Origin of the sequence: Janthinobacterium sp. SUN033, assembly GCF_030397595.1 — a bacterium.
Lineage (GTDB): Bacteria > Pseudomonadota > Gammaproteobacteria > Burkholderiales > Burkholderiaceae_D > Janthinobacterium > Janthinobacterium kumbetense.
Genome location: NZ_JAPQNV010000004.1, coordinates 525610 through 548761, shown reverse-complemented (window position 1 = coordinate 548761; position 23152 = coordinate 525610). Strand labels below are relative to the sequence as shown.

The following is a 23152-nucleotide window of genomic DNA, read 5'->3' as shown; positions in this document are numbered from 1 at the left end:
GGCCCCACTTCACTCCCCAAGGAAAAATCATGACTAGCCTTTTCTTTATCCTGCGCATCACCGTGGCCACGATGGTCGCCTACATCATCGCCACGGCGATTCTGGTCGAGAATTTCCTGCGCCATGTCTTCGGGCAGACGGAAGGCTTTTTTGTCATCGTCGGCGCGCTGCTGGCCAGCGCCGTCGTCACGAATGCGTTTTCGCACGTGCGGCGCGTGCGCCTGATCGCCGGCGCCGTCAATGCCGGCACCCTGTCGAGCCGCCAGCGGCGCCAGATCGAGATTCCGTTCGAGGCGGGCGAGGCGTTCGACATGATCGATGCGGCCATCCGCGAACTGCCGGGCAGCGAAGTGGTCGAAAGCGCGCGCGACAGCCTGCAGGTGCAGGCCCGCGTGCGCCGCGCCGCGCCCTACACGCACACGGGCTTGCCCCGCATGCGCCTGCTGGGCTTCCTGGAGCCGCGGCCGAACCAGATTCTCGCCACCGTCACGCCGAATGGCGAAGCGGGCAGCGTCACCCTGATCTGCGAACCGGCGCGCAACGCCTGGACCGACTGGTTCCTCGTCGACCATGGCAGCAACCTGGAAAACGCGGAGGCGGTGACGCGGGCGATGACGCGCCGGGTGGCGCAGCGCCGCCGCGGCGAGCAGGCCGAGGCGCGCCAGACGGTGACGGAAAAGGAACTCACGGTGGCCAAGCTGAGCCTGCTGCATGCGCAGGTCGAGCCGCACTTCCTGTACAACACCCTGGCCAGCGCGCAGCTGCTCACGCGCAGCGACCCCGTGCGCGCCGACGAAATGCTCGGCAACCTGATCCTGTACTTGCGCCACTCGCTGCCGCGCACGGAGCAAGCCATGTCGACCCTGGGCACGGAGCTGGAACGGGCGCGCGCCTACCTCGATATCCTGAAAATCCGCATGGGCGCACGCCTGAACCTGCAGATTGAGGTGCCGCAATACCTGCGCCAGGCGGAACTGCCGCCGATGATGCTGCAAACCCTGGTGGAAAACGCCATCAAGCACGGCCTGGAGCCGAAAAGCGGCGGCGGCACCATCTGGATCATGGCGCGCAGCGGCAACGGTACGGTGATCGTCACGGTGGCTGATGACGGCAAGGGGCTCAGCGATGACGGCGCCGGCACGGGCATCGGTTTACGCAATGTGCGCGAGCGCCTGCGTTTGACCTACGGCAATGCCGCCGCGTTTGCCATTGTCGCCAATTTCCCCGATGGCGTGACGGCCACCATCACGGTGCCCGACAGCACGGCGCAAGGAGTTTCCTATGCATCAGCCTGAGATGACTTGCGTCATTGCCGAAGACGAAGCCCTGCTGCGCGACGCGCTGGTGGCCCTGCTGGCCGAAGAGTGGCCCAGTTTGCGCATCGTCGCCGCCTGCGACGACGGCGGCGCGGCGCTCGAGGCCATCGCCACCCTGCGCCCCGATATCGCCTTCCTCGACATCCGCATGCCGGGCTTGACGGGGCTGGAAGTGGCGGCCGGCGCGCTGGAAGCGAGTCCCGCCACGCAGGTGGTGTTCGTCACCGCCTACGACCAGTACGCGATCGATGCCTTCGATAACGGCGCCGTCGATTATTTATTGAAACCGATAGCCCGCGAGCGCCTGCAGGCGACCGTGCAGCGCGTGCAGGCCCGGGCCGGCAAGACCCAGGCGGGCGACGGCGCGCTGGCCGGCCTGCTGCAGCAATTGAGCAGCGCCTTGCCGGCGGCGGCCAAGTCGCCGCCGCTGGTGTGGCTGACGGCCAGCAGCGGCAAGGATACGCGGCTGATCATGGTGGAAGACATCGCCTATTTTCAGTCCGACACCAAGTACACGGCCGTCATGACGGCGGAAGGCGAGGCGCTGCTGCGCAAGCCGATCCGCGAACTGCTCGACGTGCTCGACCCGGCCATCTTCAAGCAGATCCACCGCTCCACCATCGTCAACATGAAGATGGTGGCGTCCGTCACGCGCGACGAGGTGGGGCGTGGCGCCTTGCGCCTGAAAACGCGGCCGGAAACCCTGGCAGTGAGCCAGCCGTTCATGGCGCTGTTCCGCAATATGTAGGCTGGCTTAATCGGCCGTTTCAAAGCCTTCGAGCACATTGACGACATTGATGCCGATTTCCTTCACCGCATAGCCCCCTTCGAGGATGAAGGCGGTGGGCAGGTTCAGATGCGCGAGGCGCTCGCCCACGCGCAGGTAGTCGCCGCTTTGCAGGGCGAAGTGCGACAGCGGGTCGCCGGCAAAGGTGTCCACGCCGAGCGAGACCACCAGCGCGTCGGGCGCATACATATTGATGCGCAGGCAAGCCGTTTCCAGCGCGGCGAACCAGCTGGCCGTGGACGTGCCGGGGGGCAGCGGCAAGTTGACGTTGTAGCCCAGCCCCGCGCCGCTGCCTGTTTCATCGGCGTGGCCCAGATAAAACGGATATTCGCTGCGCGGGTCGGCGTGCAGGGAGGCGAACAGCACGTCGTCGCGCTGGTAAAAGATGCTTTGCGTGCCGTTGCCGTGGTGGTAATCGATATCGAGGATGGCGACCTTGCGCGCGCCGTCGTCGAGCAGATGCTGCGCGGCCAGCGCCGCGTTGTTCAGAAAACAGTAGCCGCCGAAGAAATCGCTGCCCGCATGGTGGCCCGGCGGGCGCGTCAGGGCGAACGTGGCCCGCTCGCCCAGGCGCAGCGCATGGGCCGCGTTGACGGCGCAGTCGGCGCCCGTCTTGGCCGCCGTCCACGTGCCGGCCGTCAGCGGCGTGCCATTGTCCATCGAGTACAGCCCCAGCTTGGCCGTGAAGTCATCCGGTTCGATGTCGCTGCGCAAGGTGCGCACGGGCCACACGGATGGCAAGGCGTCCTTGCCCGCGTTGTCGGGATCGAGCGCCAGCCAGTCGTGCCAGGCGTGGCGCAAAAAATGCAGGTAACGGGGTGTGTGGATGCGCTCCAGCGACGTCAGCGGCACGCCGTGCGGCGTGACGATGCGGCCCAGGTTGCGCCGTCCCAGCTCGGCCACCACCATGTCGGCCCGCTCGGGGGTCTCGAAGCAGGGCACGAGGGTGCCGCGAAACATTTCGAAGCGGCCCCGGTGCTGGCTGTGCAATTCATTGTAGAAGGTCAGCATGGGGGCGCTTTGCGCAAGGTCAGACTCAGGTGTGCGAGCACAGGGTGCTGGCGCGGTAGGCGGCGACGAAATCGTCGAAGCTGCCGGCCGGTGCCGCTTCCATGGCGCGCTGCTCGGCCAGCGAGCTGGCGGCCATCTCGTCGAAATACGCGCTTTGTTCCTGCGTTGCCGGCTGCGCGCGGAAATAGGCGGCGTGGCGTTCGCTCTGGCGCAGGCCGAAGGCGGCAAACGAGCCGCCGTTGGCGCGCAGTTCGGCCAATACCTTCGCCGATGGCGTCGCATCCGGGTCGGCCAGTTTGCGGGCTTGCGCGGCCAGGCTGTCCGCATGCTGCGTGCCGCCGAGGCGCGCGTCGAGCAAGGCCGCCACGGGCGCGATGCGCGCCAGCAACTCTTCGCCCCAGGCCTGCAGGGTGATCTCTTCGCCGTCGCGGCGCAGGGTCAGGCCCGGCTTGCGGCCTTCCTTGACGGTGCGGGCGAAATTGTTCGTGTAGCAGGCGCTTTGCTCGGCCGAGATGGGACCACTGTCGTCGAGCGCGCAGAACAGCAGGAAGGCGTCGAGGAAGCGGCCCGTTTCCAGGCTGATGCCGACCGGTTCGAACGGGTCGACATCCATGCAGCGCACTTCGATGTATTGCACGCCGCGCAGGCACAGGGCCTGGATCGGGCGCTCGCCCGTGCGGATCACGCGTTTCGGACGGATGGTCGAATAGTATTCATTTTCGATCTGCAGCACGTTGGTGGAGAGCTGAATCCACTCGCCATCCTTCTTTGTGCCCAGCGCCGCGTACGGCGGATATGGGTCGTTGACGGCGTGCGTGAGGGCGTTGACGTAGTCGTCCAGGCTGTTTTCGTGCGGGCGCAGGCCGGACTGGGCATCGTTCTGGTAGCCGAGGTCGCTCATGCGCAGGCTGGTGGCGTACGGCAGGAACAGGGTGTCGTCGGACAGGGTGTCGAGCTTGTGCGCGCGGCCGCGCAGGAAACCGGCCGACAGGGCAGGCGAAGCGCCGAACAGATACATCAGGAGCCAGCTGTAGCGGCGGAAATTGCGGATCGTCGCCAGGTAGCTTTCCGACTGCACGTCTTTCGGCGTGGCCGCCGCGTGGGTGGGGCTGGCGCTGGTGTCCGGATTGCCGGCCAGCGCCTGCCACAGCTGCTCGTCGAGCGAGTAGTTGTAATGGATGCCGGCGATGCATTGCATGGCTTTGCCATAGCGCAATGCCAGACCGCGCCGGTAGACGTGCTTGAGCATGCCCATGTTCGAGCTGCCGTAGTTGGCGATTTCGATGTCCGCTTCGGGCGGCAGCTGGCACGGCATCGACTGGCTCCACAGCAACTCGTCGCCGAGGCGGCTGTAGGCGTGGCGGTGCACGGTGTCCAGTTTGCTTAATGTCGTGGCGATGTCCTGTTCCGCCGGCGTGATGAATTCGAGCAGCGCTTCGGCGTAATCGGTGGTGATTTCAGGGTGCGTCAGCGCCGAGCCCAGGGCGGCGGGGTGGGGCGTGGAAGCCAGATGGCCGGCATGGTCGACGCGCAGGGTTTCACGCTCGATGCCGCGCAAGCCGCCCAGCAGCGCGCGGTTGGCATCTTCGGTCAGCAATGCCAGGCGGCGAGTCAACAGGTTGGGCAATTTGAGCTTCCTTTCTTGTGCAGCATATAAATAATTTGTGCTGAGATTAACCGAATTTTGGCAAATGCGTCGGCGCCGGCCCAAAAAACGCCGCGTCGCCAGCGTCCGCCCCGGGGAACAGGGACGGCGCTTCGGTCAGGAATTCGCTTGATATTTTAACAAACTGCGGGGGATCTGGCGCGCTGCCGGATCAAGCTTTGCGCAGCGAATGGCGGTCAGCCGTGGCGGGCGCCGCTGACCCGTTCGATGCCGGCCAGGTCGCGCCAGCTTTGCACTTTGTTGTAGCCGGCGTCGGCCAGCAAGCCGCGCACGGATGCCGCCTGGTCGTAGCCGTGTTCCATCAGCAGCCAGGCGCCTGACGCCAGGTGGCGCGCGGCGCCGGAGACGATGGTGCGCAGGGCCGACAGGCCGTCCGCGTGGTCGGTCAGCGCGCCGGCCGGCTCGAAGCGCAGATCGCCTTCGGCCAGGTGGCGGTCGCCGCTGGCGATGTAGGGGGGATTCGAGACGATCAGGTCGAACTTTTCCGTGCCCAGCGCTTCGAACCAGTCGCTGGCCATGAAGGTGATATTGACGCCGTTGGCGCTGGCGTTGCGGCGCGCCACGGCCAGCGCCGTGCTGCTCACATCGAGTGCCGTGACGACGGCGTCGGGCCGCGTATGCGCGAGCGCGACGGCGATGGCGCCGCTGCCCGTGCCCATGTCGAGCACCCGTCCGCCGGGCGGCAGGCGTTCGAGCGCCAGTTCCACCAGCACTTCCGTGTCGGGGCGGGGAATCAGCACGGCGTCGTTCACTTCGAACGGCAGGCCGAAAAATTCGCGCTGGCCGACGATGTAGGCGATCGGCTCGCCCTGCAGGCGACGCGCCAGCAAGGCTGATAACCGCGCCGCTTCGTCGGAAGTGAGGACTCGCTCCGATTGCGTGATCAGGCTCACGCGCGACAGGCCCAGCGCGTGGCCCAGCAGGATGCGGTTGTCGAGCGGATCGAGCAGGGGACGGATTTGCAGGGCGCCGACAGTGCTGCCGGCGGGGATCAGTGTTTCTGGCATAGTGCTTTCAATTATTTCTGACGGCGCAGCAAGGTCCACAGCAAGGTGAGGGCGAAGATGGCGAACCAGATGAACGCCCATTGCGGGATCGACAGGCCGAAGAATGGCTCACCGGCGTTTTCGCAGGCGCCATACGATTCAAACATGAAGGGCATGAGTTCGGCCGTGAAGACCTTGTTCAGCGCCGTTTCCACCGGGTCGATGCCGCACGAAAAGCCGGGGTTGGCCAGCACGTACAGGTGCTTGGCGCCGACGCCCAGGCCGCCCAGGGCCGCCAGCACGCCGACGCCTGCGCCGATTTTCGGCCGGTTGGCCGCCGCGCCAGCCAGGCAGGCAATGCCGATGGCGAGGAACAGGTAGCGCTGGATCACGCACAGCGGGCACGGCGCCATGTTCATGGCATGCTGCAAATACATGGCCACGCCCAGCATCAGGAAACACAGGGCGGCGGTCAACAGGAGGACGGTGCGTGAATTTTTCATGGGCGACACGGTGAGGTGGATGGAATCGAGCTGGTCATTTTCGCACAAGGGCGGATTTTTATTGCTTAGCCGCTACTTAAACCCTTGATTTGGCTGGGCACGTTAAAAAGTGTTCAGGGCAAGGCGCAGCGCCGCAGGCAGTACGAATGTACGGCCAGGCGATGCAACGCCGCCATGGACGCTTTTTAATCGCCCAAGGCTGCCAGCAGCTCCGCCTGGTGCTCTGCCGCCAAGGCATTCGTCAAGTCCGTCAAATCCCCATCCATGATGAAGTCCAGCTTGTACAAGGTCAAATTGATGCGGTGGTCCGTCAGACGGCCTTGCGGGAAATTATACGTGCGGATGCGCTCGCTGCGGTCGCCCGAGCCGATCAGGCTCTTGCGGGTGGCCGCTTCCTTCGACTGCTGTTCGCGCAGCTGCACGTCCTTGATGCGCGCGGCCAGCACTTTCATCGCCTGCGCCTTGTTCTTGTGCTGGCTGCGGTCATCCTGGCATTCCACCACGATGCCGGTCGGCAAGTGGGTGATGCGCACGGCGGAATCCGTTTTATTGATGTGCTGTCCACCCGCGCCCGAGGCGCGGTAGGTGTCGATGCGCAGGTCGGCCGGGTTGATGTTGACGTCTTCCACTTCGTCCGCTTCCGGCATCACGGCTACCGTGCAGGCCGACGTGTGGATGCGGCCCTGCGTTTCCGTGGCCGGCACGCGCTGCACGCGGTGGCCGCCCGACTCGAATTTCAGTTTCGAATACGCGCCATTGCCGACGATACGCACGATCACTTCGCGGTAGCCGCCCAGGTCGGAATCGGAAGAAGACACGAGTTCCACCTGCCAGCGGTTGCGCTCGGCAAAGCGCGTGTACATGCGCAATAAATCGCCGGCGAACAGGGCCGATTCATCGCCGCCCGTGCCGGCGCGAATTTCCAGGAAGATATTGCGCTCGTCGTTGACATCCTTCGGCAGCAGCATGGTTTGCAATTCGCGTTCCAGCCGCGCCATGGTGGTCTTGGCCGCCTCGATTTCTTCCTGGGCGAATTCCTTCATGTCCGGATCGGACAACATCTCTTGCGCTGTCGTAATATCGTTGCCCGCTTCCTGGTAGGAATGGTACAGGGCGACCAGCGGACCCAGTTCGGCGTGCTCGCGCGTCATCTTGCGGTAGCTGTCCATGTTCGACGTGGCGTCCGGATGCATCAGCAGTTCGTCGAGTTCGACCAGGCGGTTCGCCAGTTGATCGAGTTTGGCCAGCATGGATGGTTTCATAGCGATTCGCGGTAAAAGGTGTAGGGATGATACGGGCCCGGCAGGCGGGCAGGGGCGGCCGCGCGGGCGGCCAGCGGGGCTGCGCTAACGGCGGGGGCGGAACAGTTTCGGCAGCAGGGTGACCAGCTGCTTGCGCTCGTCGCCTTGCGCGTGGTGCAGCGCTTGCTGCGGGCCGTGCAGGAACTTGGCCGTCAAGCCTTTCGACAGCGCTTCCAGGACGGCGTCGATGTCGGCGCCCTTGGCCAGCATCTTGCGCGCCCGTTCCACTTCCATCAGGCGCAAGGATTCGCTGTTTTCATGCAAATGCTGGATGACGGGCACCATGGCGCGGTCGTCGACCCAGCTCATGAACGATTGCACGCGCGTCTCGATGATGGCTTCGGCTTGCGCCACGGCCGCTTGCCGGCTTTCCAGGCCCGTCTGCACGACCTTGCCCAGGTCGTCGACCGTGTACAGGAAGACGTCGTTCAAACGGCCCACTTCCGCTTCGATGTCGCGGGGCACGGCCAGGTCGACCATGAACATGGGCTTGTGGCGGCGTGCCTTGATGGCGCGCTCGACCAGGCCCAGGCCCAGCAGCGGCAACGATGACGCCGTGCACGAGATGACGATGTCGAACTGGTGCAGCTGTTCCGGCAAGTCGGCCAGGCGGATGGCCTTGCCGTTGAAGCGGTGCGCCAGCTCCTCGCCCCGTTCCATGGTGCGGTTGGCAATGGTGATGCTTTTCGGGTTTTGCGCCGCAAAGTGCGTGGCGCACAATTCGATCATTTCGCCGGCGCCGATGAACAGCACGTTCTGCTCGGCAATCTTGTCGAAGATGCGCTGCGACAGGCGCACGGCGGCCGCCGCCATCGACACGCTGTGGGCGCCGATTTCCGTGCTGCTGCGCACTTCCTTGGCGACGGAAAAGCTGCGCTGGAACAACTGGTGCAGATACGTGCCCAGGCCGCCCGCCTCGTCGGCCGTGCGGATGGCGTCCTTGATCTGGCCCAGGATCTGCGTTTCGCCCAGCACCATCGAATCGAGCCCGGAGGCGACGCGGAAGGTGTGGCGCACGGCATCGTGCTGCGGCAACATATATAAGTGGGGGCGCAGCTCGCTGTAGTTGAGCTTGTGATAATCGGCCAGGAAATGCGCGCCCGCGTCGAGCGGATTGGGCACGTGGCTGGCCGCATACAGCTCGGTGCGGTTGCAGGTCGACAGGATGGCCGCTTCGTCGTTGTCGCGCAAGTCGATGCGCTGGAACCAGGTGCGCGCCGCCATCACCGCCTGGCCCAGGTGCTCAGGCGCAAACGCCAGCTGTTCGCGGAGCGACACTGGGGCGGTGGTATGGTTGAGGCCTACGGCGAGCAGTTGCATTTCAGGGCTGTTGGGATGGCTTATGCCGACATTATAACGCTTTGTGCCCGTGCTTTGAGCAGGTCAGCCGTTTGCCGCCGTTCAGCCGCCCAGTTTTTCCAGGCGATAACCGTAACTGTAGACGGGCACCAGCCTGTAGCCGTGTTCCGGTTTCAGCTGCAGCTTGTTGCGCACGCGCGAGACGTGGGTATCCATGGTGCGCGAGGGCAGGGCCGTGTCGCGCTGCCACACGGCTTCGTGGATGTAGGCGCGCGACAATGGACGGCCCAGGTTGCGGAAAAACAGCAGCGCCAGGGCGAATTCCTTGTGCGTCACGTCGAGCACTTCGCCATCGCGCAGCAGGCGGCCGGGACGGGTTTCAAACGTGTAATGACCGAATTGCAAGGTTTCGGCGCCATTCTGGGCCGGGTACGCCACGCGCAGCAGCGCCTGGGTGCGCAAGGTCAGTTCGCTGCGCCGCAAGGGCTTGATCATGTAGTCGTCGGCGCCGGCCGTCATGCCCGCCACCACGTCGTCTTCGCCGGAACTGTTGGTCATAAACAACACGGGCGCCTTGGGCGCCAGTTTTTCCCGGGCACGGCGCAACACTTCGGCACCGTCCAGATCGCTCACATGCCAGTCGAGGATGAGCATGTCGCAACTGTCCTTGCGCAGTTGCCCCAGCATGTCCTTGGCACTCTGAAACTCGTGGCAAGCGTGGCCGGCGGCGGTGAGCACCTGGCAGATCAGTTCTGCCTGGCTATGGTCGCTATCGAGTACGGCAATTCGCATAATGGGCTGGAGTGTGTAGCAACAAACAGACGGTCCGCTCTGCTTATCGTAATGTTAAGGAATGCTCAAGTGAAATATAACAGAGATTGCAACTGTGTCCAGTGAAATCGGCAGCGCAGGCCTTTACGTTACACTTGTTCATCTACCCATCACTCGCGGAGAAACGGCCATGGCAGACAAGAGCACCACCGATTGGACCCTGATACCGGCCAGCCGCGCGGACATCGAGCAAGTGCGCGAACGGTGCCGGCGCCTGGTGCAGCGGCGTGCCATGATGTCGGCGGGCGCCTCGGCCATTCCCATTCCCGGCATCGACCTGATGTCCGACGTAGGCCTGTTTTCCATGCTGATCAACGATATCAACCACGAATTCGGCCTCACGCCCGAGCAGATCGAGCGCCTCAACCCGCAGTTCAAGATGATGGCCTACCGCGCGGCGGTGGGCATGGGCGGCATGCTGGTGGGAAAGTTGGTGTCGCGCGAACTGATCCTCCAGCTGCTCAAGCGCAGTGGCGTCAAGATTGCCACCAAGCAGGTGGCGCGCTTCGTGCCGTTTGCCGGCCAGGCGGTGGCGGCAGCCATCGGCTACGCCGTGTTCCGCCAGATCGGCAACCAGCACGTGAACGCCTGCGCCGCGGTGGCGCAGGAATTGCTTACGGTCAGGCCGGATTAGGCCTTACGCGTCCGGCAGCACCACGTTGACGTCGAGTACTTCCAGGTTGCCCTGGCGGTCCAGCGAAATCTTGATGTCGTCGGCATTGACCTTGGTGTACTTGGAAATGACGGCGATCAATTCCTTGTGCAGGGCGGGCAGGAAGTCCGGACCATCGCGTCCGCTGCGTTCGCGGGCGATGATGATCTGCAGGCGTTCCTTGGCCGCGGTGGCCGTCTTCGGCTTGGGGGGGAACAGGAAAGAAAGCAAGGCCATATCACTTCGCCCCAAAAATGCGCTGGAGTAATCCAGGCTTTTCATAGTTGGTAAAGCGCAACTCGACATCTTCGCCGAGGAAACGCGAGACCACGTCTTCATAGGCTTGCGCCACGTCCGTACCCGTGAAATGGATGGCCGGGTTGCCCTGGTTCGAGGCGGCCAGCACTTGTTCCGATTCCGGAATGATGCCCACCAGCGGGATGCGCAGGATTTCCTGCACGTCCTGGTAGGACAGCATTTCATCCGATTCCACGCGTTTCGGCGAGTAACGGGTGATCAGCAAGTGTTCCTTGACCGGCTCGCCGCCCGTCTGCGCGCGGCGCGACTTGGCTTGCAGGATGCCCAGGATGCGGTCCGAATCGCGCACCGACGACACTTCCGGGTTGGTGACGATGATGGCTTCGTCGGCAAACGTCAGCGCCATCAGCGCGCCATGCTCGATGCCGGCCGGCGAATCGCAGATGATGAATTCGAAGCCCATGTTGATCAGGTCGTTCAACACGCGTTCCACGCCTTCTTCCGACAAGGCATCCTTGTCGCGCGTTTGCGAGGCTGGCAGGATGAACAGGTTGTCGCAGTGCTTGTCCTTGATCAAGGCCTGGTTCAGGGTTGCTTCCTTGTTGATCACATTGATCAGGTCGTAGACGACGCGGCGCTCGCAACCCATGATCAGGTCGAGGTTACGCAGGCCCACGTCGAAGTCGAGCACGGCTGTCTTGTGGCCGCGCATGGCCAGGCCAGTGGAAAAACTGGCGCTAGAGGTCGTCTTGCCGACACCGCCCTTGCCGGACGTCACAACAATAATTCTTGCCACAAATAATCCTTTTCAGATATCTCTTGAATTGTGCAGCTTAAGAGCGGTTCACGGGAGTGACCGGATTGACAGAGTGTATATCGATTCTGTCTCCAGCCAAACGAATTTGCGCGGGTCCGCGCGCCATTTCTGGGGGGAAACCATCTTCGAACGTGCGGTACACGCCGGCGATCGAGACCAGTTCCGGTTCCATGGCCAGCGCGAAGATGCGCGCCTGGGCATTGCCCGAGGCGCCAGCCAGCGCGCGGCCGTACAGCGAGGAATATACGTGGATGCTGCCGTCGGCGATGATTTCGGCGCCATTGTTGACGACGGCGGTGATGATCAGGTCGCAGCCGCGCGCATAGATGCGCTGGCCGGCGCGCACGGGCGTGTCGATCACCATCACCTGGGCGTCGGCGCCCGACTGGGCGGCGGCAGTGGGGGTATCCTTGGGACCATCCTTGGGCGGCGCATCGTCGCGCGTCTTGCCGCTGTCGAGGCTCAAGCCTTGCGCCAGGATGGCGTCATGCATGTCGGCCGGCGCATTGCGCACGGCCACGGCATTCAAACGGTATTTTTTCAGCAGGGCCACGAGGGCGGCCCAGTCGATGGGCACGCTGCCGGGCGGCAAGGCCGCCACGTCCAGCACGGCCAGGTCGTCCTCGAAAAAGTCCGCCACGCCTCCCGTCATGTCGCGCAAGGCGGCATCGAGTGCCTGCGTATCGGCGCTATGCAGAATGGCGGAGACGGCAACGACGGTGGAAATCTTGATTTCGATAGGCTTCTGCGACGGGCTTTTGGACATAAACATTTATCAAAGTGAAACTGCGGCAGGCCAGATGTTCCGTACGGCAACAATGGGAGCAGTAAATTTCTTGCATTCTACTGCAAAAAAATCGGCATCAGGGGCCTGGCGCGTGCTATTCCGCAGGGCAACACCTACTTCATGTCAAAAAAAACGGACGGCGCCCCGGAAAACCGGTGCGCCGCCCCGAAAGCAGCCGAGAATGCGGCTTGAGTCCGCCTATCAAAACCTGCTGCGCGTCGTAATTTACGGTCTGCGATGCCCACTGTACCTTCGTACAGTAGCGCTTCTCAAGCACAACTTTCTTCCGCTCGCCACGGTTTTGTCAGGCCTTGCATGGCCTTGTCATATTTTCATCAAGCCGCGCGCATCTGCCGTGCCGCCGCGACCATGTTTTGCAAGGCCGCCTCCGTTTCCGTCCAGCCCCGCGTCTTCAAGCCGCAGTCCGGGTTGACCCATAAATGCGCCGGGGGAATGACGGCGCTGGCCTTTTTCAGCAATGTCACCATGTCGAGGGTCGAGGGGATGCGCGGCGAGTGGATGTCGTATACGCCGGGGCCGATTTCGTTCGGATACTGGAACTGGCCAAAGCCCGCCAGCAGCGCCATGTCCGAGCGGCTCGTCTCTATCGTGATGACGTCGGCATCCATGGCGGCGATCTGCGGCAGGATGTCGTTGAACTGCGCATAGCACATGTGGGTGTGGATCTGCGTCGTGTCGCCAACGACGCAGGCGGCGATGCGGAAGGCGCGCGTGGCCCAGTCCAGGTAGGCGTCCCACTGGCCGCGGCGCAGCGGCAAGCCTTCGCGCAGGGCAGGCTCGTCGATCTGGATGATGCCGATGCCGGCCCCTTCCAGGTCGGCTACCTCGTCGCGCATGGCCAGGGCGATCTGCAGCGCCGTGGCGGCGCGCGGCTGGTCGTCGCGCACGAACGACCATTGCAATATCGTCACGGGACCCGTCAGCATGCCCTTCATCGGTTTATCGGTCAGGCTTTGCGCGTGCACCGTCCAGGCCACCGTCATGGCGGCCGGGCGCTGCACGTCGCCGTAGATGACGGGCGGCTTCACACAGCGCGAGCCGTACGATTGCACCCAGCCGTGGCGCGTGAAGATAAAGCCGTCCAGTTGCTCGCCGAAGTATTCGACCATGTCGTTGCGTTCCGCTTCGCCATGCACGAGCACATCCAGGCCCAGCGCTTCCTGGCGCCCCACGGCGTGGGCGATTTCGGCGCGCATCTGCTGTTCGTAGTCGTTCACAGCCAGTTCGTCTCGCTTGAAACTGGCGCGGGCGGCGCGGATGGCCGTCGTCTGCGGGAAGGAACCGATGGTCGTCGTCGGGAAGTCGGGCAGTTGCAAACGCGCGCGCTGCATGGCCTGGCGCTGCGGGAAGCTGGAATCGCGGCGGTCCACGGTGGGAGACAGCGCCTGCAGGCGCTGCGCCACTTGCGGGCGGTGCACGCGGGGACTGGCGCGCCGCCCGGCGACAGCCAGACGGGACTGTGCCAGCGCGGCATCATCGGGACGGCCTGCGAGCGCGTCCTTGAGGACGGCGATCTCCGCCAGTTTTTCCGTGGCGAACGCCAGCCAGCTGCGGATGTCGGTGTCGAGCTCCGTTTCCGCTTCCAGGCTGAACGGCACGTGCAGCAGCGAGCACGACGGCGCTAGCCACAGGTGGCCGTCGCGCCTGGCTGCCAGCGGCCGCAGCACGGCCAGGGCCGCGTCGAGGTCGGTGCGCCAGATATTGCGCCCGTCGACGATACCAATCGACAAGACTTTATGCGCGGGCAGCCAGTCCGTCACGCTGATCAATTCATGCGGCGCGCGGATGCCGTCGACATGCAGGCCGGCCACGGGCAGGCGGCACGTCAGGCTGAGGTTTTCTTCCAGCGGCGAGAAATACGTGGCCAGCAGGATATTTACACCTACCTGGTTCAGCTGCCAGTAGGCGCTTTCGAAGGCACTGCGCCAGGCAACAGGCAAGTCCAGGCCCAGGATCGGCTCGTCGAGCTGCACCCATGCCACGCCTTGCTGTTTCAGGCGGTCGAGCAGGGCACCGTAGACGGGCAGCAATTGTTCCAGCAGGGCCAGGCGGTCGAAGCTTGACTCGTCGGGCGTCTTTTCCTTGCCCAGCCAGAGGAAGGTGAGGGGGCCGATCAGGGCCGCCTTGACCTGGTGGCCGAGCGCCTGCGCCTCGGCCACTTCCGCCAGCAGGCGTTCGCACGCGAGAGAAAACCTGGTCTGCGGCGACAGTTCGGGCACCAGGTAATGGTAATTGGTGTCGAACCACTTGGTCATTTCCAGCGCGGCAGTGGCGGCGGCGTGTGCATGGTGGGCGTGGCCGCAGCCGGCATGGGTGGCGTGCGTGTCTGCGCCGCGCGCCATGGTGAAATAGCGTGACAGCGGCGACTGCTCTGGCGCGAAGCTGAAACGGGCCGGTTCGCAGCCCAGCAGCTGGATATGGTTGGCCACCTGGTCGTAAAAGGCGAAGTCGCCCACGGTGACGTAATCGAGGCCGGCGTCGCGTTGCCGGGCCCAGTGGCGCGCGCGCAGTTGCCGGCCCGTCGCTTCCAGGTCCGCCTCGGACAGCTCGCCACGCCAGTGGCTTTCCAGCGCCAGTTTCAGTTCGCGCGCGGCGCCGATACGGGGAAAGCCAAGGACGTGGGTACGAATGGTCATGATGTCATCGAGATTTAATGTGAATGCGCTAGAGTGTGCGGCAACTTGATCTATAATCAAAACGAAACATTTTGCCGAATAACATGAAAATAATTCACGCACAGAATCCATTTCTCCGATGCTAGAAATCCGTCACCTGCGCACCTTGAGTGCCCTGCGTTCGTCCGGCAGCCTGGTGCGCGCCGCGCAGCTGCTCAACCTGACCCAGTCGGCCCTGTCGCACCAGATCCGTTTGCTCGAAGAGCGCTACAAGGCGCCATTGTTCGAGCGCAAGTCGATGCCGATCGCGTTTACGGCCACGGGCAGCCGGCTCCTGGCCCTGGCCGACAAGCTGCTGCCCGAGATCGAGCTGGCCGAGCGCGACGTGGCGCGCCTGTCGCAGGGCGACAAGGGACAGCTGCGCGTGGCGCTCGAATGCCATACCTGTTTCGACTGGCTCATGCCGGTGATGGATGCCTTCCGCCAGCGCTGGCCGGAAGTGGAGATCGATCTGGTTTCCGGCTTTCACAGCGAACCGGCGGACTTGCTGCGTTCGGGCGAGGCGGACCTCGTGATCGGCTCGCCGTACGGCCCCGATTTCACCGTGTTTCCCCTGTTCCGCTTTGAAATGCTGGTGGTGATGGCGCAAAAGCACCGGCTGCAGGCGCAGCGCCGGCTGGCGGCGGCCGACTTCACGGGCGAGACATTAATTACCTATCCCGTGCCGGAAGAGCGCATCGACCTGATCCGCGAAGTGCTGCGGCCGGCCGGCATCGCGTTTGAACGCCGCACGGCCGAATTGACGGTGGCCGTGCTGCAACTGGTGGCGAGCCGGCGCGGCATTGCCGCCTTGCCGAACTGGGCCATCAAGAATTACGTCGATTACGATTACGTCGTGGCGCGCCCGGTGGGCGAACACGGCTTGTGGAGCGATTTGTACGTGTCCGTGCCCGAGCATCTGCAGGACAAGGCGTATGTGCGCGATTTCGTCAGCGTGATACGCGAGCAGTGCGCGGCCTCGCTGGACGGTATCAAGTTGTTGTCCTGACCAGCGTTGGGTTGGAAACAAACCAACAGCAAAGTTTGATAAATATCAAGGTTCAGCAATGAACCACCGCTTACAGTTGAGCACTGTGCGGCGCAACATGCGCTGCCTACTCTTTGGGGAGGAACACGATGTTTTCATTTTCCGAACAATGGGCACGGGCCGGCAAGGCCGTGGTGGAAGCACAATTGATCAGCGCGCAAGCGTATGCCCAGGCCGCTGTCGACAGCGGCGCCAGCGTGCTGGAATTGCAGCTCGATGCGGCCCGCACGGCGCTGGCGGCCGCTACTGTGGCGGGCAATCAGCTGCTGTCCGCGAAGGACCCGCAAGCGCTGCTGGAACTGTCGCGCACGCAGTCGCAACTGGCCATCGAACGCATCGGTGCATATAGCCGCCAGGCAAAGGATGTTGCTCAAGAAACCCAGGAGAAATTCGACACTGTGACAAAGGGTGAGTTTGCTGCATCGCGTCAAAAATTTGGCGAGCTGTTGCAGGTGGTAAAGCAAACGCCCGTACCCCTGATTATTCCCTTCAATAATTTTCTAAAAACCACTTTCGGCGGCGCCGATGAAGGGTATGATAAAAATAAAAACACGCGTCCTGCTCGCCAGGCGTAAGCGCGTTGCGGCCCGGCAGCGGCTATCCGCCGCGCCAGGCCGCCCGCCGCCACCGCAGGCAGGCTGTCATCGCCGCCGCCTGCGGTGCGGCGCTGGAACTGCGGCGCATGCCGCGCTAGAATGAAACACAGCTTGCTGTGTCTTCCCGGATTCACAGGATTCCAATGGGATTCTATTAGCACCTTGACCTTGGCCCTCGTGGCCAGCATATCGGAGAAATAAATGGATGATGTCGTAATCGTGGCCGCCGGCCGTACCGCAGTCGGCAAATTCGGTGGCAGTCTGGCCAAGATTCCTGCGTCCGAACTGGGCGCGCATGTAATCAAGGGCTTGCTGGCACAAACCGGCATCGACCCGAACCTGATCGGCGAAGCGATCCTGGGCCAGGTGCTGACGGCTGCCGTCGGCCAGAACGCCGCGCGCCAGGCCGTCATCAAGGCTGGCCTGCCGAGCAGCATCCCGGCATTCACCATCAACAAGGTATGCGGCAGCGGCTTGAAGGCCACGCACCTGGCGGCGCAAGCGATCAAGTGCGGCGACGCCAACATCATCATCGCCGGCGGCCAGGAAAACATGAGCGCCTCGCCGCACGCGATGAACGGCTCGCGCGACGGTTTCCGCATGGGCGACTTCAAGATGATCGACACCATGATCGTCGACGGCCTGTGGGACGTGTACAACCAGTACCACATGGGCATCACGGCGGAAAACGTCGCCAAGAAATACGAAGTGACGCGCGCCGAGCAAGATGAATTCGCGCTGCAGTCGCAACTGAAGGCGGAAGCGGCGCAAAAGGCGGGCAAGTTCAAGGATGAAATCCTGCCGCTGGAAATCGCCAACAAAAAAGGTACCGTTGTCTTCGACAGCGACGAATACATCAAGCCCGGTTCGACCCTGGAATCGCTGGCCGGCCTGCGCCCCGCGTTCGCCAAGGATGGCACCGTCACGGCCGGCAACGCTTCCGGCCTGAACGACGGCGCCGCCGCCGTCATCATGATGTCCGCTTCGCAAGCGAAGGAACTGGGCTTGAAGCCGCTGGCACGTATCAAGGCCTACGCCTCGTCGGGCCTGGACCCGGCCGTCATGGGCATGGGCCCCGTCTCCGCATCGCGTCTGTGCCTGAAAAAAGCCGGCTGGACGCATGAAGAGCTGGACTTGATGGAAATCAATGAAGCGTTTGCCGCGCAAGCGATTGCCGTCAACAAGGAAATGGGCTGGGATACCAGCAAGATCAACGTGAACGGCGGCGCGATTGCCATCGGCCACCCGATCGGCGCGTCCGGCGCGCGCATCCTGGTCACCCTGATCCACGAAATGATCCGCCGCGACGCCAAGAAAGGCCTGGCAGCACTGTGCATCGGCGGCGGCATGGGTGTAGCTTTAGCCATCGAGCGCGACTAAGTAGCTGGCACCGCACCCAGGCCGTCGCGCGCTGTGCGTGACGACTGGGTGCGGTACGCCGCCGTCACGCGGCGGAGCTGGATTGCTTTCATTAAATTATTAATTTTTTAGCAATAGAACGACACTGAGGGGATGAAAATGGCAAGAGTTGCATTGGTAACTGGTGGCATGGGTGGTCTGGGCGAAGCAGTGTGTTTCAAGCTGGCGGCGCTCGGCTATCGCGTGGTGACCACATATTCCCCAGGCAATCCGAAGGTCGCGGAATGGCTGGCGACGACCAAGGACATGGGCTACGACTTCAAGGCGTATCCGTGCGACGTGGCCGACTACGATTCGGCGGCGGCTTGCGTGGCGGCCGTGGAAGCGGAAATCGGTCCTGTCGACGTGCTGGTGAATAACGCCGGCATCACGCGCGACATGACGTTCAAGAAGATGGACAAGCCGAACTGGGACGCCGTGATGGGCACCAACCTCGATTCCGTCTTCAACATGACCAAGCCCGTCTGCGACGGCATGGTGGAACGCGGCTGGGGCCGCATCATCAATATCTCGTCCGTGAATGGCCAGAAGGGCGCCTTCGGCCAGACCAACTATTCGGCCGCGAAAGCCGGCATGCATGGTTTCACCAAGTCGCTGGCGCTGGAAGTGGCGCGCAAGAACGTTACCGTCAACACCATCTCGCCAGGCTACATCGGCACCAAGATGGTCATGGCGATTCCGCAGGAAGTGCTCGACAGCAAAATCATCCCGCAAATTCCGATGGCGCGCCTTGGCAAGCCGGAAGAAGTGGCCGGCCTGGTGGCTTACCTGGCTTCCGATGAAGCAGCCTTCGTCACGGGCGCCAACATCTCGATCAACGGCGGCCAGCACATGTCGTAATCGGTGTTGAGGTAAAACAAAAAGACAGCTGCGGCTGTCTTTTTTTATGCTTGCAAGCAAAACAAGGGAATCGCCGGATTTGCCTTAAAATCAGTATTTCTCCACTGCATCATCTCCATGACCCTAGTTCCCGCCTTGCGCCGCGCCAGCGTGGCCGCCATCCTTTTCCTGGGCGCCAGTGCGGTCCAGGCTGCTGTCTCGTTTCACGTGAGCGTCACCACCGAGCGAGAGAAATTCCCCGGCGTGAAAAGCCGCTTGCCCGCGCAAGAAGTGGAGGAAAACGATGTGGTGCTGGGCCAGCAGTACATCAGCGTCAGCGATGGCAAGACGCTGTCCGTGCTCGATTTTTCCACGCGCCGGCGCTATGTTATCGACAAGGCGGCTGGCACTTACGAGCAATATTCGCTGTTCGATGTTGTCGGGCAGCGCCAGAGCGAGATGCGCCACCGGCTGGGCATTGCCGACGTGCTGACGCTTGCCAAGCGGGCCGATCATGTCACGCCCCAGGCTTACGAGGAGCAGGCGCTGTCGGTCCGGGCCGGCAAGGTGCGAGGCAGGCTGGTCCCCAACATTCTCGATGGCGAGGTCCTGTGGTCGCTCGATGAACACCCCTTGCTGCGCCTGGGGCCGGCCCACATTGCAGGCGATGGGCAGGATAGCAAGGCATTTGCCCAGTTTCTGCGTTATACCTGGGGCGGCCACCCGCTGGTGCTGAAAATGTTTGCAGACAGCAGGCAGATCCCCATGCAATTCCTGCTGTACTACCGGGAGGTGGGAGGCAAGCTCACACGCCGCTTTCGTGTCAGCGGCGTGCAGGCGGATGCGCCCGCGACCTTTACGCTGCAAGGCTACCGGCCGGGCAGGGCCGGCGCCGGGGCCCCCTTGCTGGAGCGCGTGCTGGACCAGGCAACACGGCTGCAGCCATTGGCCGCCGAGGCGCATCCGGCAATGCGCGCGCAGGCGGAGCAGGCGTTTGCCGGGCAACGGCCTTTTGCTGCCTTGCTGATCATGATGGAAGACAATTACTCCACAGGCGCCCCGGTGGGGAAATTATCGCCGCAGCAAAGGCTGGCCCTGGAAACCAATGAACAGGCACAGCAATTGATACGCGCGCTGTCGGCCAAGGACGAGGATGCCATCAAGGCCGGCCTCGCCGCAATACAGGCATTGCGCGCGCAGGTCGGCAAGGATCAGCCCATGCTGACCTTGTTCGAGGCCAGCATGCGGGGCAAGGCAGGGCAATGGCCGGAGGCGATCGCGCTGTATCTGGAAGCGCTGCAAGCGCGGCCGCAGCTGGCCGGCGGCTACAAGGAGCTGGGTGATGCGCTGTATGCGCAGTTCGATACTGCCAATGCCTGGCGCAGCTGGGAGGCGGGACGGACGCTGGTACCCACGCATCGCCTGTTTGCCAGCGTGAACCGCCGGGAACAGGAGTTACTGACGGGCTATCCCGTCTTTTTCGAGTGCGGAGCGCCGGTTCAGCCCAGCACCAGCCGCCCGGCCAGCAGCACGAACACGGCAGGCAGCACGAACTTGCCGTAAGGCGAAGGCTTGCCGCGCAGGCGGCGCGCCAGGCGCGCGGCCAGCACGGCGTACAGGGCGTCGAACAGCAGGCCCACCAGCACCAGGACGGCGCCCAGGCGCAGGTATTGCATGCCGACCTGCTCGCTGCCGACGACGAATTGCGGCAGGAACATGCTGCAAAACAGCAGTGCCTTCGGATTGAGCAGATTCGTCAGGAAGCCGCGCACCAGGCTGGCGCGGGCGCCATGCGCCGTGGCGGGGGCGGCCGCTTCCTGTGCCGTTTTGCTCGACAGGGCCGACTGCAGCAGGCGCAGCGCCAGGTACAGCAGGTAGGTGGCGCCCGCCCATTTGACCCACTGCAAGGCTTGCGGATGCGTCACCATCAGCGCCGCCAGGCCCGCGCCCGACAGCGCCACGTGGACGGCGCGCGCGCCGGCGATGCCCACGGCCGTCACCAGCGCCGTGGCCACGCCGCGCGCGGCGCCCGTCGCCAGCACCAGCGCCATGTCGGGGCCCGGTAATAAAAAGGCGCCGGCCAGTGCCAGCAGGTACATCAGGAAGGTAGAATCGGACATGGCTCGGTCGAAAAGAAAAGCGGGAGCATGCACACGGTGCGGCCTGCTCGCCGGGTCCCATTATGTTCTTGCAGCGATGAAATGTGCTTGCTTTTCCTGCCCTGCATGCCCTAGTATTCGGGTAGATTCCACTCGTATAAAAACAAAAAATAGATGAAAATTTCAGAAGTTAGCCTCGACGCCACCGATTTGCAGATACTCAGGCTGTTGCAGGATGAAGGACGGCTGTCGAATGCGCGCCTGGCCGAGCGCTTGAAACTGAGCGAAACCCCCGTCTGGCGCCGCTTGCGCCGCCTGGAAGAGGAGGGTTTCATTACCGGCTACCAGGCTTTGCTTAACCGCAAGAAGCTGGGTATCGGCCTGGTGGCGTTCGTGCGGGTCGTGTTTGCCAACCATGGCGGCGAACAGCCGTCGCAGTTCGAGCAGGCGATCGCGACGATTCCCGAGATCTTGTCGTGCCACAATGTGGCTGGGGAAGCCGATTATTTCCTGCAAGTGGTGGCGCGCGACCTGGAAGCGTATGGCGAATTCGTCTCGACCGTGCTGCGCCGCCTGCCTGGCGTGGCGGAAATCCAGTCCAGCCTGTCGATGCGCGAAATCAAGTCGTCGAACCGCCTGCCCTTGCTGCTGGCCTGAGGCGCCGGCGGCGCACTATAATTGGAACAGTTGCCAGGACTCGTGCCTGGCGCCCCGACTGCCATTCTGAGGACCGCCATGCCCGATTCTTTGTCCCCCCTGTTTCCCGTCCTGTCGCCGAACCGGCACGGCATGCTGGCGGTCGATGACATCCACACCATTTATTGGGAAGAGTGCGGCAACCCCGACGGCATTCCTGTGCTGTTCCTGCACGGCGGCCCCGGCGCGGGCCTGTCGCCGCAGCACCGCCGCTTCTTCGATCCGCAGCGCTACCGCGTGATCCTGTTCGACCAGCGCGGCGCAGGCAAGTCCACGCCGCTGGGCGAATGGCGCAACAACACGACGCAGCTGCTGATCGCCGATATCGAACGCTTGCGCGTCCAGTTCGGCATCGAGCAGTGGCTGGTGTTTGGCGGCTCGTGGGGTTCGACCCTGGCGCTGGCGTATGGCCAGGCGCACCCCGAGGCTTGCCTCGGTTTCGTGCTGCGCGGCATTTTCCTGTGCACGCAGGCGGAAATCGACTGGTTCATCGACGGCGTGCGCTGGTTCTATCCGGAACTGTATGCGGAATTCGCCGCGCCTATTCCCGCAGAGGAACGGGGCGACTTGCTGGCGGCCTACGTGAAACGCATCCTCAGCAGCGATCCCGCCGTGTATTGGCCCGCCGCGCGCGCCTGGAGCCGCTTCGAAGGCCGCCGCGTCTACCTGATGCCGCAGCCGGAAGATGCGCCGAACGATGCGCTCGACCTGGGCGTGGGCCGGCTCGAATCGCACTACATGGCCAATCTGGGTTTCTTCGAGGAAGACCAGCTGATCCGCAACATGGCGCGCATCGCGCATTTGCCGGCCGTCATCGTGCAAGGCCGCTACGACGCCATCTGCCCGCCGCTGTCGGCCTACCGCCTGCAGCAAGCCTGGCCGGGCGCGCAGCTGGAAATGATCCCGGATGCGGGCCATGGCGCGCTCGAGCATGGCATCGCTTCGGCGCTGGTGCACGCCACCGAGCGCTTCGTGCCGGGGCGCGGTTTCGCATGACGCCAGAGCCCGCCGGTTGGCAAAGCGGCCAGCCGGCGTGCGCCACCTGCTACACTATGGCCTGTGCTGGCGCCACGGTCGGGCGCCGGTGTAAACCCACGACTTTTTATCCATGAACATACAGATCGGCGACATCGGCCATATCATCCAGCTGGCGATTGCGCCGGTTTTCCTGTTGACCGGTATCGGCACCATGCTGGTGGTGCTGACCAACCGCCTGGGCCGCATCATCGACCGCACGCGCGTGCTGGAAGACCGGCTCGACATCGGCTATAACGATTTCTATATGGATGAGCTAGATACCTTGTATCGGCGTACCCATCTGATCAATTACTCGATTTCGCTCAGCACGGCGTGCGGTTTCTTCGTCTGCGTCATCATCGCCATGCTGTTTTTGGGCGATATTCTGAACCTGACCCTGGATAAATACATCGCGGCCTTCTTTGTGCTGGCCGTGATTTGCCTGATCGGCTGTTTTATTTATTTACTGCGCGAAATTTATCTGGCCGCGACGGCCCAGCGCATCCGGCGCCATATCCGCCCGCCACGTTAAGCGGCGCGCCGGTTTACCCTACTATTGAAGAACGAGT

At 63.4% G+C, this 23152-nt stretch carries 23 protein-coding genes; 11 read left to right on the top strand and 12 right to left on the bottom strand.

Features of this window, described 5'->3' with window-relative positions; genetic code table 11:
• The first annotated feature begins 29 nt into the window (after positions 1–29).
• On the top strand, positions 30–1295 hold the full coding sequence (locus tag OX460_RS19595; protein WP_099665886.1) for a histidine kinase: 1266 nt from the start codon (positions 30–32) through the stop codon (positions 1293–1295).
• On the top strand, positions 1282–2064 hold the full coding sequence (locus tag OX460_RS19590; RefSeq protein WP_289899635.1) for a LytTR family DNA-binding domain-containing protein: 783 nt from the start codon (positions 1282–1284) through the stop codon (positions 2062–2064). The genes OX460_RS19595 and OX460_RS19590 overlap by 14 nt, the downstream gene beginning before the upstream one ends.
• A 6-nt stretch (positions 2065–2070) precedes the next feature.
• On the opposite strand, the gene OX460_RS19585 is transcribed toward OX460_RS19590, so the two are convergent.
• The 7 genes from OX460_RS19585 to OX460_RS19555 form a co-directional block, all read right to left on the bottom strand.
• Positions 2071–3114 carry a histone deacetylase family protein gene (locus OX460_RS19585; RefSeq protein ID WP_099665884.1) on the bottom strand — a complete coding sequence of 348 codons (1044 nt, stop codon included), beginning with the start codon at positions 3112–3114 and terminating at the stop codon, positions 2071–2073.
• A gap of 25 nt (positions 3115–3139) precedes the next feature.
• Positions 3140–4741 (bottom strand): glutamate--cysteine ligase, encoded by a 1602-nt coding sequence (gene gshA, locus OX460_RS19580; RefSeq protein WP_289899634.1) that lies wholly within the window; start codon positions 4739–4741, stop codon positions 3140–3142.
• Positions 4742–4956: 215 nt separating this feature from the next.
• Positions 4957–5787, bottom strand: coding sequence for a peptide chain release factor N(5)-glutamine methyltransferase (prmC, locus tag OX460_RS19575; protein WP_099665882.1), 831 nt, complete (start codon positions 5785–5787; stop codon positions 4957–4959).
• 11 nt (positions 5788–5798) lie between these two features.
• Positions 5799–6269 carry a disulfide bond formation protein B gene (locus OX460_RS19570; RefSeq protein WP_077408913.1) on the bottom strand — a complete coding sequence of 157 codons (471 nt, stop codon included), beginning with the start codon at positions 6267–6269 and terminating at the stop codon, positions 5799–5801.
• 185 nt (positions 6270–6454) lie between these two features.
• A complete protein-coding gene (gene prfA, locus OX460_RS19565; RefSeq protein ID WP_289899633.1) occupies positions 6455–7531 on the bottom strand; it encodes a peptide chain release factor 1 in 1077 nt (358 codons plus the stop codon).
• Between the two features lie 84 nt (positions 7532–7615).
• Positions 7616–8890 carry a glutamyl-tRNA reductase gene (hemA, locus tag OX460_RS19560; protein WP_077398499.1) on the bottom strand — a complete coding sequence of 425 codons (1275 nt, stop codon included), beginning with the start codon at positions 8888–8890 and terminating at the stop codon, positions 7616–7618.
• Between the two features lie 81 nt (positions 8891–8971).
• The gene (locus OX460_RS19555) at positions 8972–9661 is read right to left on the bottom strand and encodes a response regulator transcription factor (protein ID WP_099665880.1); all 690 of its coding nucleotides are present in this window, start codon (positions 9659–9661) and stop codon (positions 8972–8974) included.
• A 169-nt stretch (positions 9662–9830) separates the two neighbouring features.
• On the opposite strand from OX460_RS19555, the gene OX460_RS19550 reads away from it, so the two are divergent.
• On the top strand, positions 9831–10334 hold the full coding sequence (locus tag OX460_RS19550; protein ID WP_251349519.1) for a YcjF family protein: 504 nt from the start codon (positions 9831–9833) through the stop codon (positions 10332–10334).
• 3 nt (positions 10335–10337) lie between these two features.
• Here the strand turns inward: OX460_RS19550 and minE are convergent, their stop codons facing one another.
• From minE to metE, 4 genes are all read right to left on the bottom strand, one after another.
• Complete coding sequence (gene minE, locus OX460_RS19545; RefSeq protein ID WP_034752886.1) at positions 10338–10589, bottom strand: cell division topological specificity factor MinE; 252 nt, start codon at positions 10587–10589, stop codon at positions 10338–10340.
• Position 10590: 1 nt separating this feature from the next.
• Positions 10591–11406: a septum site-determining protein MinD gene (gene minD / locus OX460_RS19540; RefSeq protein ID WP_034783730.1), complete on the bottom strand. Its 816-nt coding sequence runs from the start codon at positions 11404–11406 to the stop codon at positions 10591–10593.
• Between the two features lie 37 nt (positions 11407–11443).
• Positions 11444–12193 (bottom strand): septum site-determining protein MinC, encoded by a 750-nt coding sequence (gene minC / locus OX460_RS19535; RefSeq protein WP_251349518.1) that lies wholly within the window; start codon positions 12191–12193, stop codon positions 11444–11446.
• A gap of 356 nt (positions 12194–12549) precedes the next feature.
• Positions 12550–14871: a 5-methyltetrahydropteroyltriglutamate--homocysteine S-methyltransferase gene (metE, locus tag OX460_RS19530; protein ID WP_289899632.1), complete on the bottom strand. Its 2322-nt coding sequence runs from the start codon at positions 14869–14871 to the stop codon at positions 12550–12552.
• Positions 14872–14989: 118 nt separating this feature from the next.
• Here metE and OX460_RS19525 point away from each other — a divergent pair, with 118 nt between their 5' ends.
• The 5 genes from OX460_RS19525 to OX460_RS19505 all read left to right on the top strand — a co-directional run bounded on the left by OX460_RS19525 (position 14990) and on the right by OX460_RS19505 (position 20334).
• Positions 14990–15898, top strand: coding sequence for a LysR family transcriptional regulator (locus OX460_RS19525; protein WP_099665877.1), 909 nt, complete (start codon positions 14990–14992; stop codon positions 15896–15898).
• Positions 15899–16026: 128 nt separating this feature from the next.
• Positions 16027–16512 carry a phasin family protein gene (locus OX460_RS19520; RefSeq protein ID WP_077398509.1) on the top strand — a complete coding sequence of 162 codons (486 nt, stop codon included), beginning with the start codon at positions 16027–16029 and terminating at the stop codon, positions 16510–16512.
• Positions 16513–16734: 222 nt separating this feature from the next.
• On the top strand, positions 16735–17913 hold the full coding sequence (locus tag OX460_RS19515; RefSeq protein WP_034783723.1) for an acetyl-CoA C-acetyltransferase: 1179 nt from the start codon (positions 16735–16737) through the stop codon (positions 17911–17913).
• A gap of 138 nt (positions 17914–18051) precedes the next feature.
• Positions 18052–18792, top strand: coding sequence for an acetoacetyl-CoA reductase (gene phbB / locus OX460_RS19510; protein ID WP_035823615.1), 741 nt, complete (start codon positions 18052–18054; stop codon positions 18790–18792).
• Positions 18793–18909: 117 nt separating this feature from the next.
• Positions 18910–20334 (top strand): hypothetical protein, encoded by a 1425-nt coding sequence (locus OX460_RS19505; RefSeq protein ID WP_289899631.1) that lies wholly within the window; start codon positions 18910–18912, stop codon positions 20332–20334.
• Here the strand turns inward: OX460_RS19505 and OX460_RS19500 are convergent.
• Positions 20271–20891 carry a LysE family translocator gene (locus OX460_RS19500; protein ID WP_289899630.1) on the bottom strand — a complete coding sequence of 207 codons (621 nt, stop codon included), beginning with the start codon at positions 20889–20891 and terminating at the stop codon, positions 20271–20273. The two genes, OX460_RS19505 and OX460_RS19500, sit on opposite strands and share 64 nt — an antisense overlap.
• A gap of 153 nt (positions 20892–21044) precedes the next feature.
• Here OX460_RS19500 and OX460_RS19495 point away from each other — a divergent pair, with 153 nt between their 5' ends.
• From OX460_RS19495 to OX460_RS19485, 3 genes are all read left to right on the top strand, one after another.
• The gene (locus OX460_RS19495) at positions 21045–21527 is read left to right on the top strand and encodes an Lrp/AsnC family transcriptional regulator (protein ID WP_034752896.1); all 483 of its coding nucleotides are present in this window, start codon (positions 21045–21047) and stop codon (positions 21525–21527) included.
• A gap of 78 nt (positions 21528–21605) precedes the next feature.
• Positions 21606–22562: a prolyl aminopeptidase gene (pip, locus tag OX460_RS19490; RefSeq protein ID WP_289899629.1), complete on the top strand. Its 957-nt coding sequence runs from the start codon at positions 21606–21608 to the stop codon at positions 22560–22562.
• A gap of 112 nt (positions 22563–22674) precedes the next feature.
• Positions 22675–23115 carry a DUF2721 domain-containing protein gene (locus OX460_RS19485; RefSeq protein WP_034783716.1) on the top strand — a complete coding sequence of 147 codons (441 nt, stop codon included), beginning with the start codon at positions 22675–22677 and terminating at the stop codon, positions 23113–23115.
• The last annotated feature ends 37 nt before the right edge of the window (positions 23116–23152 follow it).

What these genes read in the sequence shown, in the direction of transcription:
- OX460_RS19570 (WP_077408913.1), bottom strand. Translation starts at nt 6,269, where the DNA reads ATGAAAAATTCACGCACCGTCCTCCTGTTGACCGCCGCCCTGTGTTTC.
- prmC (WP_099665882.1), bottom strand. Translation starts at nt 5,787, where the DNA reads ATGCCAGAAACACTGATCCCCGCCGGCAGCACTGTCGGCGCCCTGCAA.
- OX460_RS19595 (WP_099665886.1), top strand. Translation starts at nt 30, where the DNA reads ATGACTAGCCTTTTCTTTATCCTGCGCATCACCGTGGCCACGATGGTC.
- prfA (WP_289899633.1), bottom strand. Translation starts at nt 7,531, where the DNA reads ATGAAACCATCCATGCTGGCCAAACTCGATCAACTGGCGAACCGCCTG.
- OX460_RS19550 (WP_251349519.1), top strand. Translation starts at nt 9,831, where the DNA reads ATGGCAGACAAGAGCACCACCGATTGGACCCTGATACCGGCCAGCCGC.
- metE (WP_289899632.1), bottom strand. Translation starts at nt 14,871, where the DNA reads ATGACCATTCGTACCCACGTCCTTGGCTTTCCCCGTATCGGCGCCGCG.
- phbB (WP_035823615.1), top strand. Translation starts at nt 18,052, where the DNA reads ATGGCAAGAGTTGCATTGGTAACTGGTGGCATGGGTGGTCTGGGCGAA.
- OX460_RS19555 (WP_099665880.1), bottom strand. Translation starts at nt 9,661, where the DNA reads ATGCGAATTGCCGTACTCGATAGCGACCATAGCCAGGCAGAACTGATC.
- pip (WP_289899629.1), top strand. Translation starts at nt 21,606, where the DNA reads ATGCCCGATTCTTTGTCCCCCCTGTTTCCCGTCCTGTCGCCGAACCGG.
- minE (WP_034752886.1), bottom strand. Translation starts at nt 10,589, where the DNA reads ATGGCCTTGCTTTCTTTCCTGTTCCCCCCCAAGCCGAAGACGGCCACC.
- OX460_RS19505 (WP_289899631.1), top strand. Translation starts at nt 18,910, where the DNA reads ATGACCCTAGTTCCCGCCTTGCGCCGCGCCAGCGTGGCCGCCATCCTT.
- OX460_RS19520 (WP_077398509.1), top strand. Translation starts at nt 16,027, where the DNA reads ATGTTTTCATTTTCCGAACAATGGGCACGGGCCGGCAAGGCCGTGGTG.
- OX460_RS19585 (WP_099665884.1), bottom strand. Translation starts at nt 3,114, where the DNA reads ATGCTGACCTTCTACAATGAATTGCACAGCCAGCACCGGGGCCGCTTC.
- OX460_RS19590 (WP_289899635.1), top strand. Translation starts at nt 1,282, where the DNA reads ATGCATCAGCCTGAGATGACTTGCGTCATTGCCGAAGACGAAGCCCTG.
- minC (WP_251349518.1), bottom strand. Translation starts at nt 12,193, where the DNA reads ATGTCCAAAAGCCCGTCGCAGAAGCCTATCGAAATCAAGATTTCCACC.
- OX460_RS19515 (WP_034783723.1), top strand. Translation starts at nt 16,735, where the DNA reads ATGGATGATGTCGTAATCGTGGCCGCCGGCCGTACCGCAGTCGGCAAA.
- OX460_RS19525 (WP_099665877.1), top strand. Translation starts at nt 14,990, where the DNA reads ATGCTAGAAATCCGTCACCTGCGCACCTTGAGTGCCCTGCGTTCGTCC.
- hemA (WP_077398499.1), bottom strand. Translation starts at nt 8,890, where the DNA reads ATGCAACTGCTCGCCGTAGGCCTCAACCATACCACCGCCCCAGTGTCG.
- OX460_RS19495 (WP_034752896.1), top strand. Translation starts at nt 21,045, where the DNA reads ATGAAAATTTCAGAAGTTAGCCTCGACGCCACCGATTTGCAGATACTC.
- OX460_RS19485 (WP_034783716.1), top strand. Translation starts at nt 22,675, where the DNA reads ATGAACATACAGATCGGCGACATCGGCCATATCATCCAGCTGGCGATT.
- OX460_RS19500 (WP_289899630.1), bottom strand. Translation starts at nt 20,891, where the DNA reads ATGTCCGATTCTACCTTCCTGATGTACCTGCTGGCACTGGCCGGCGCC.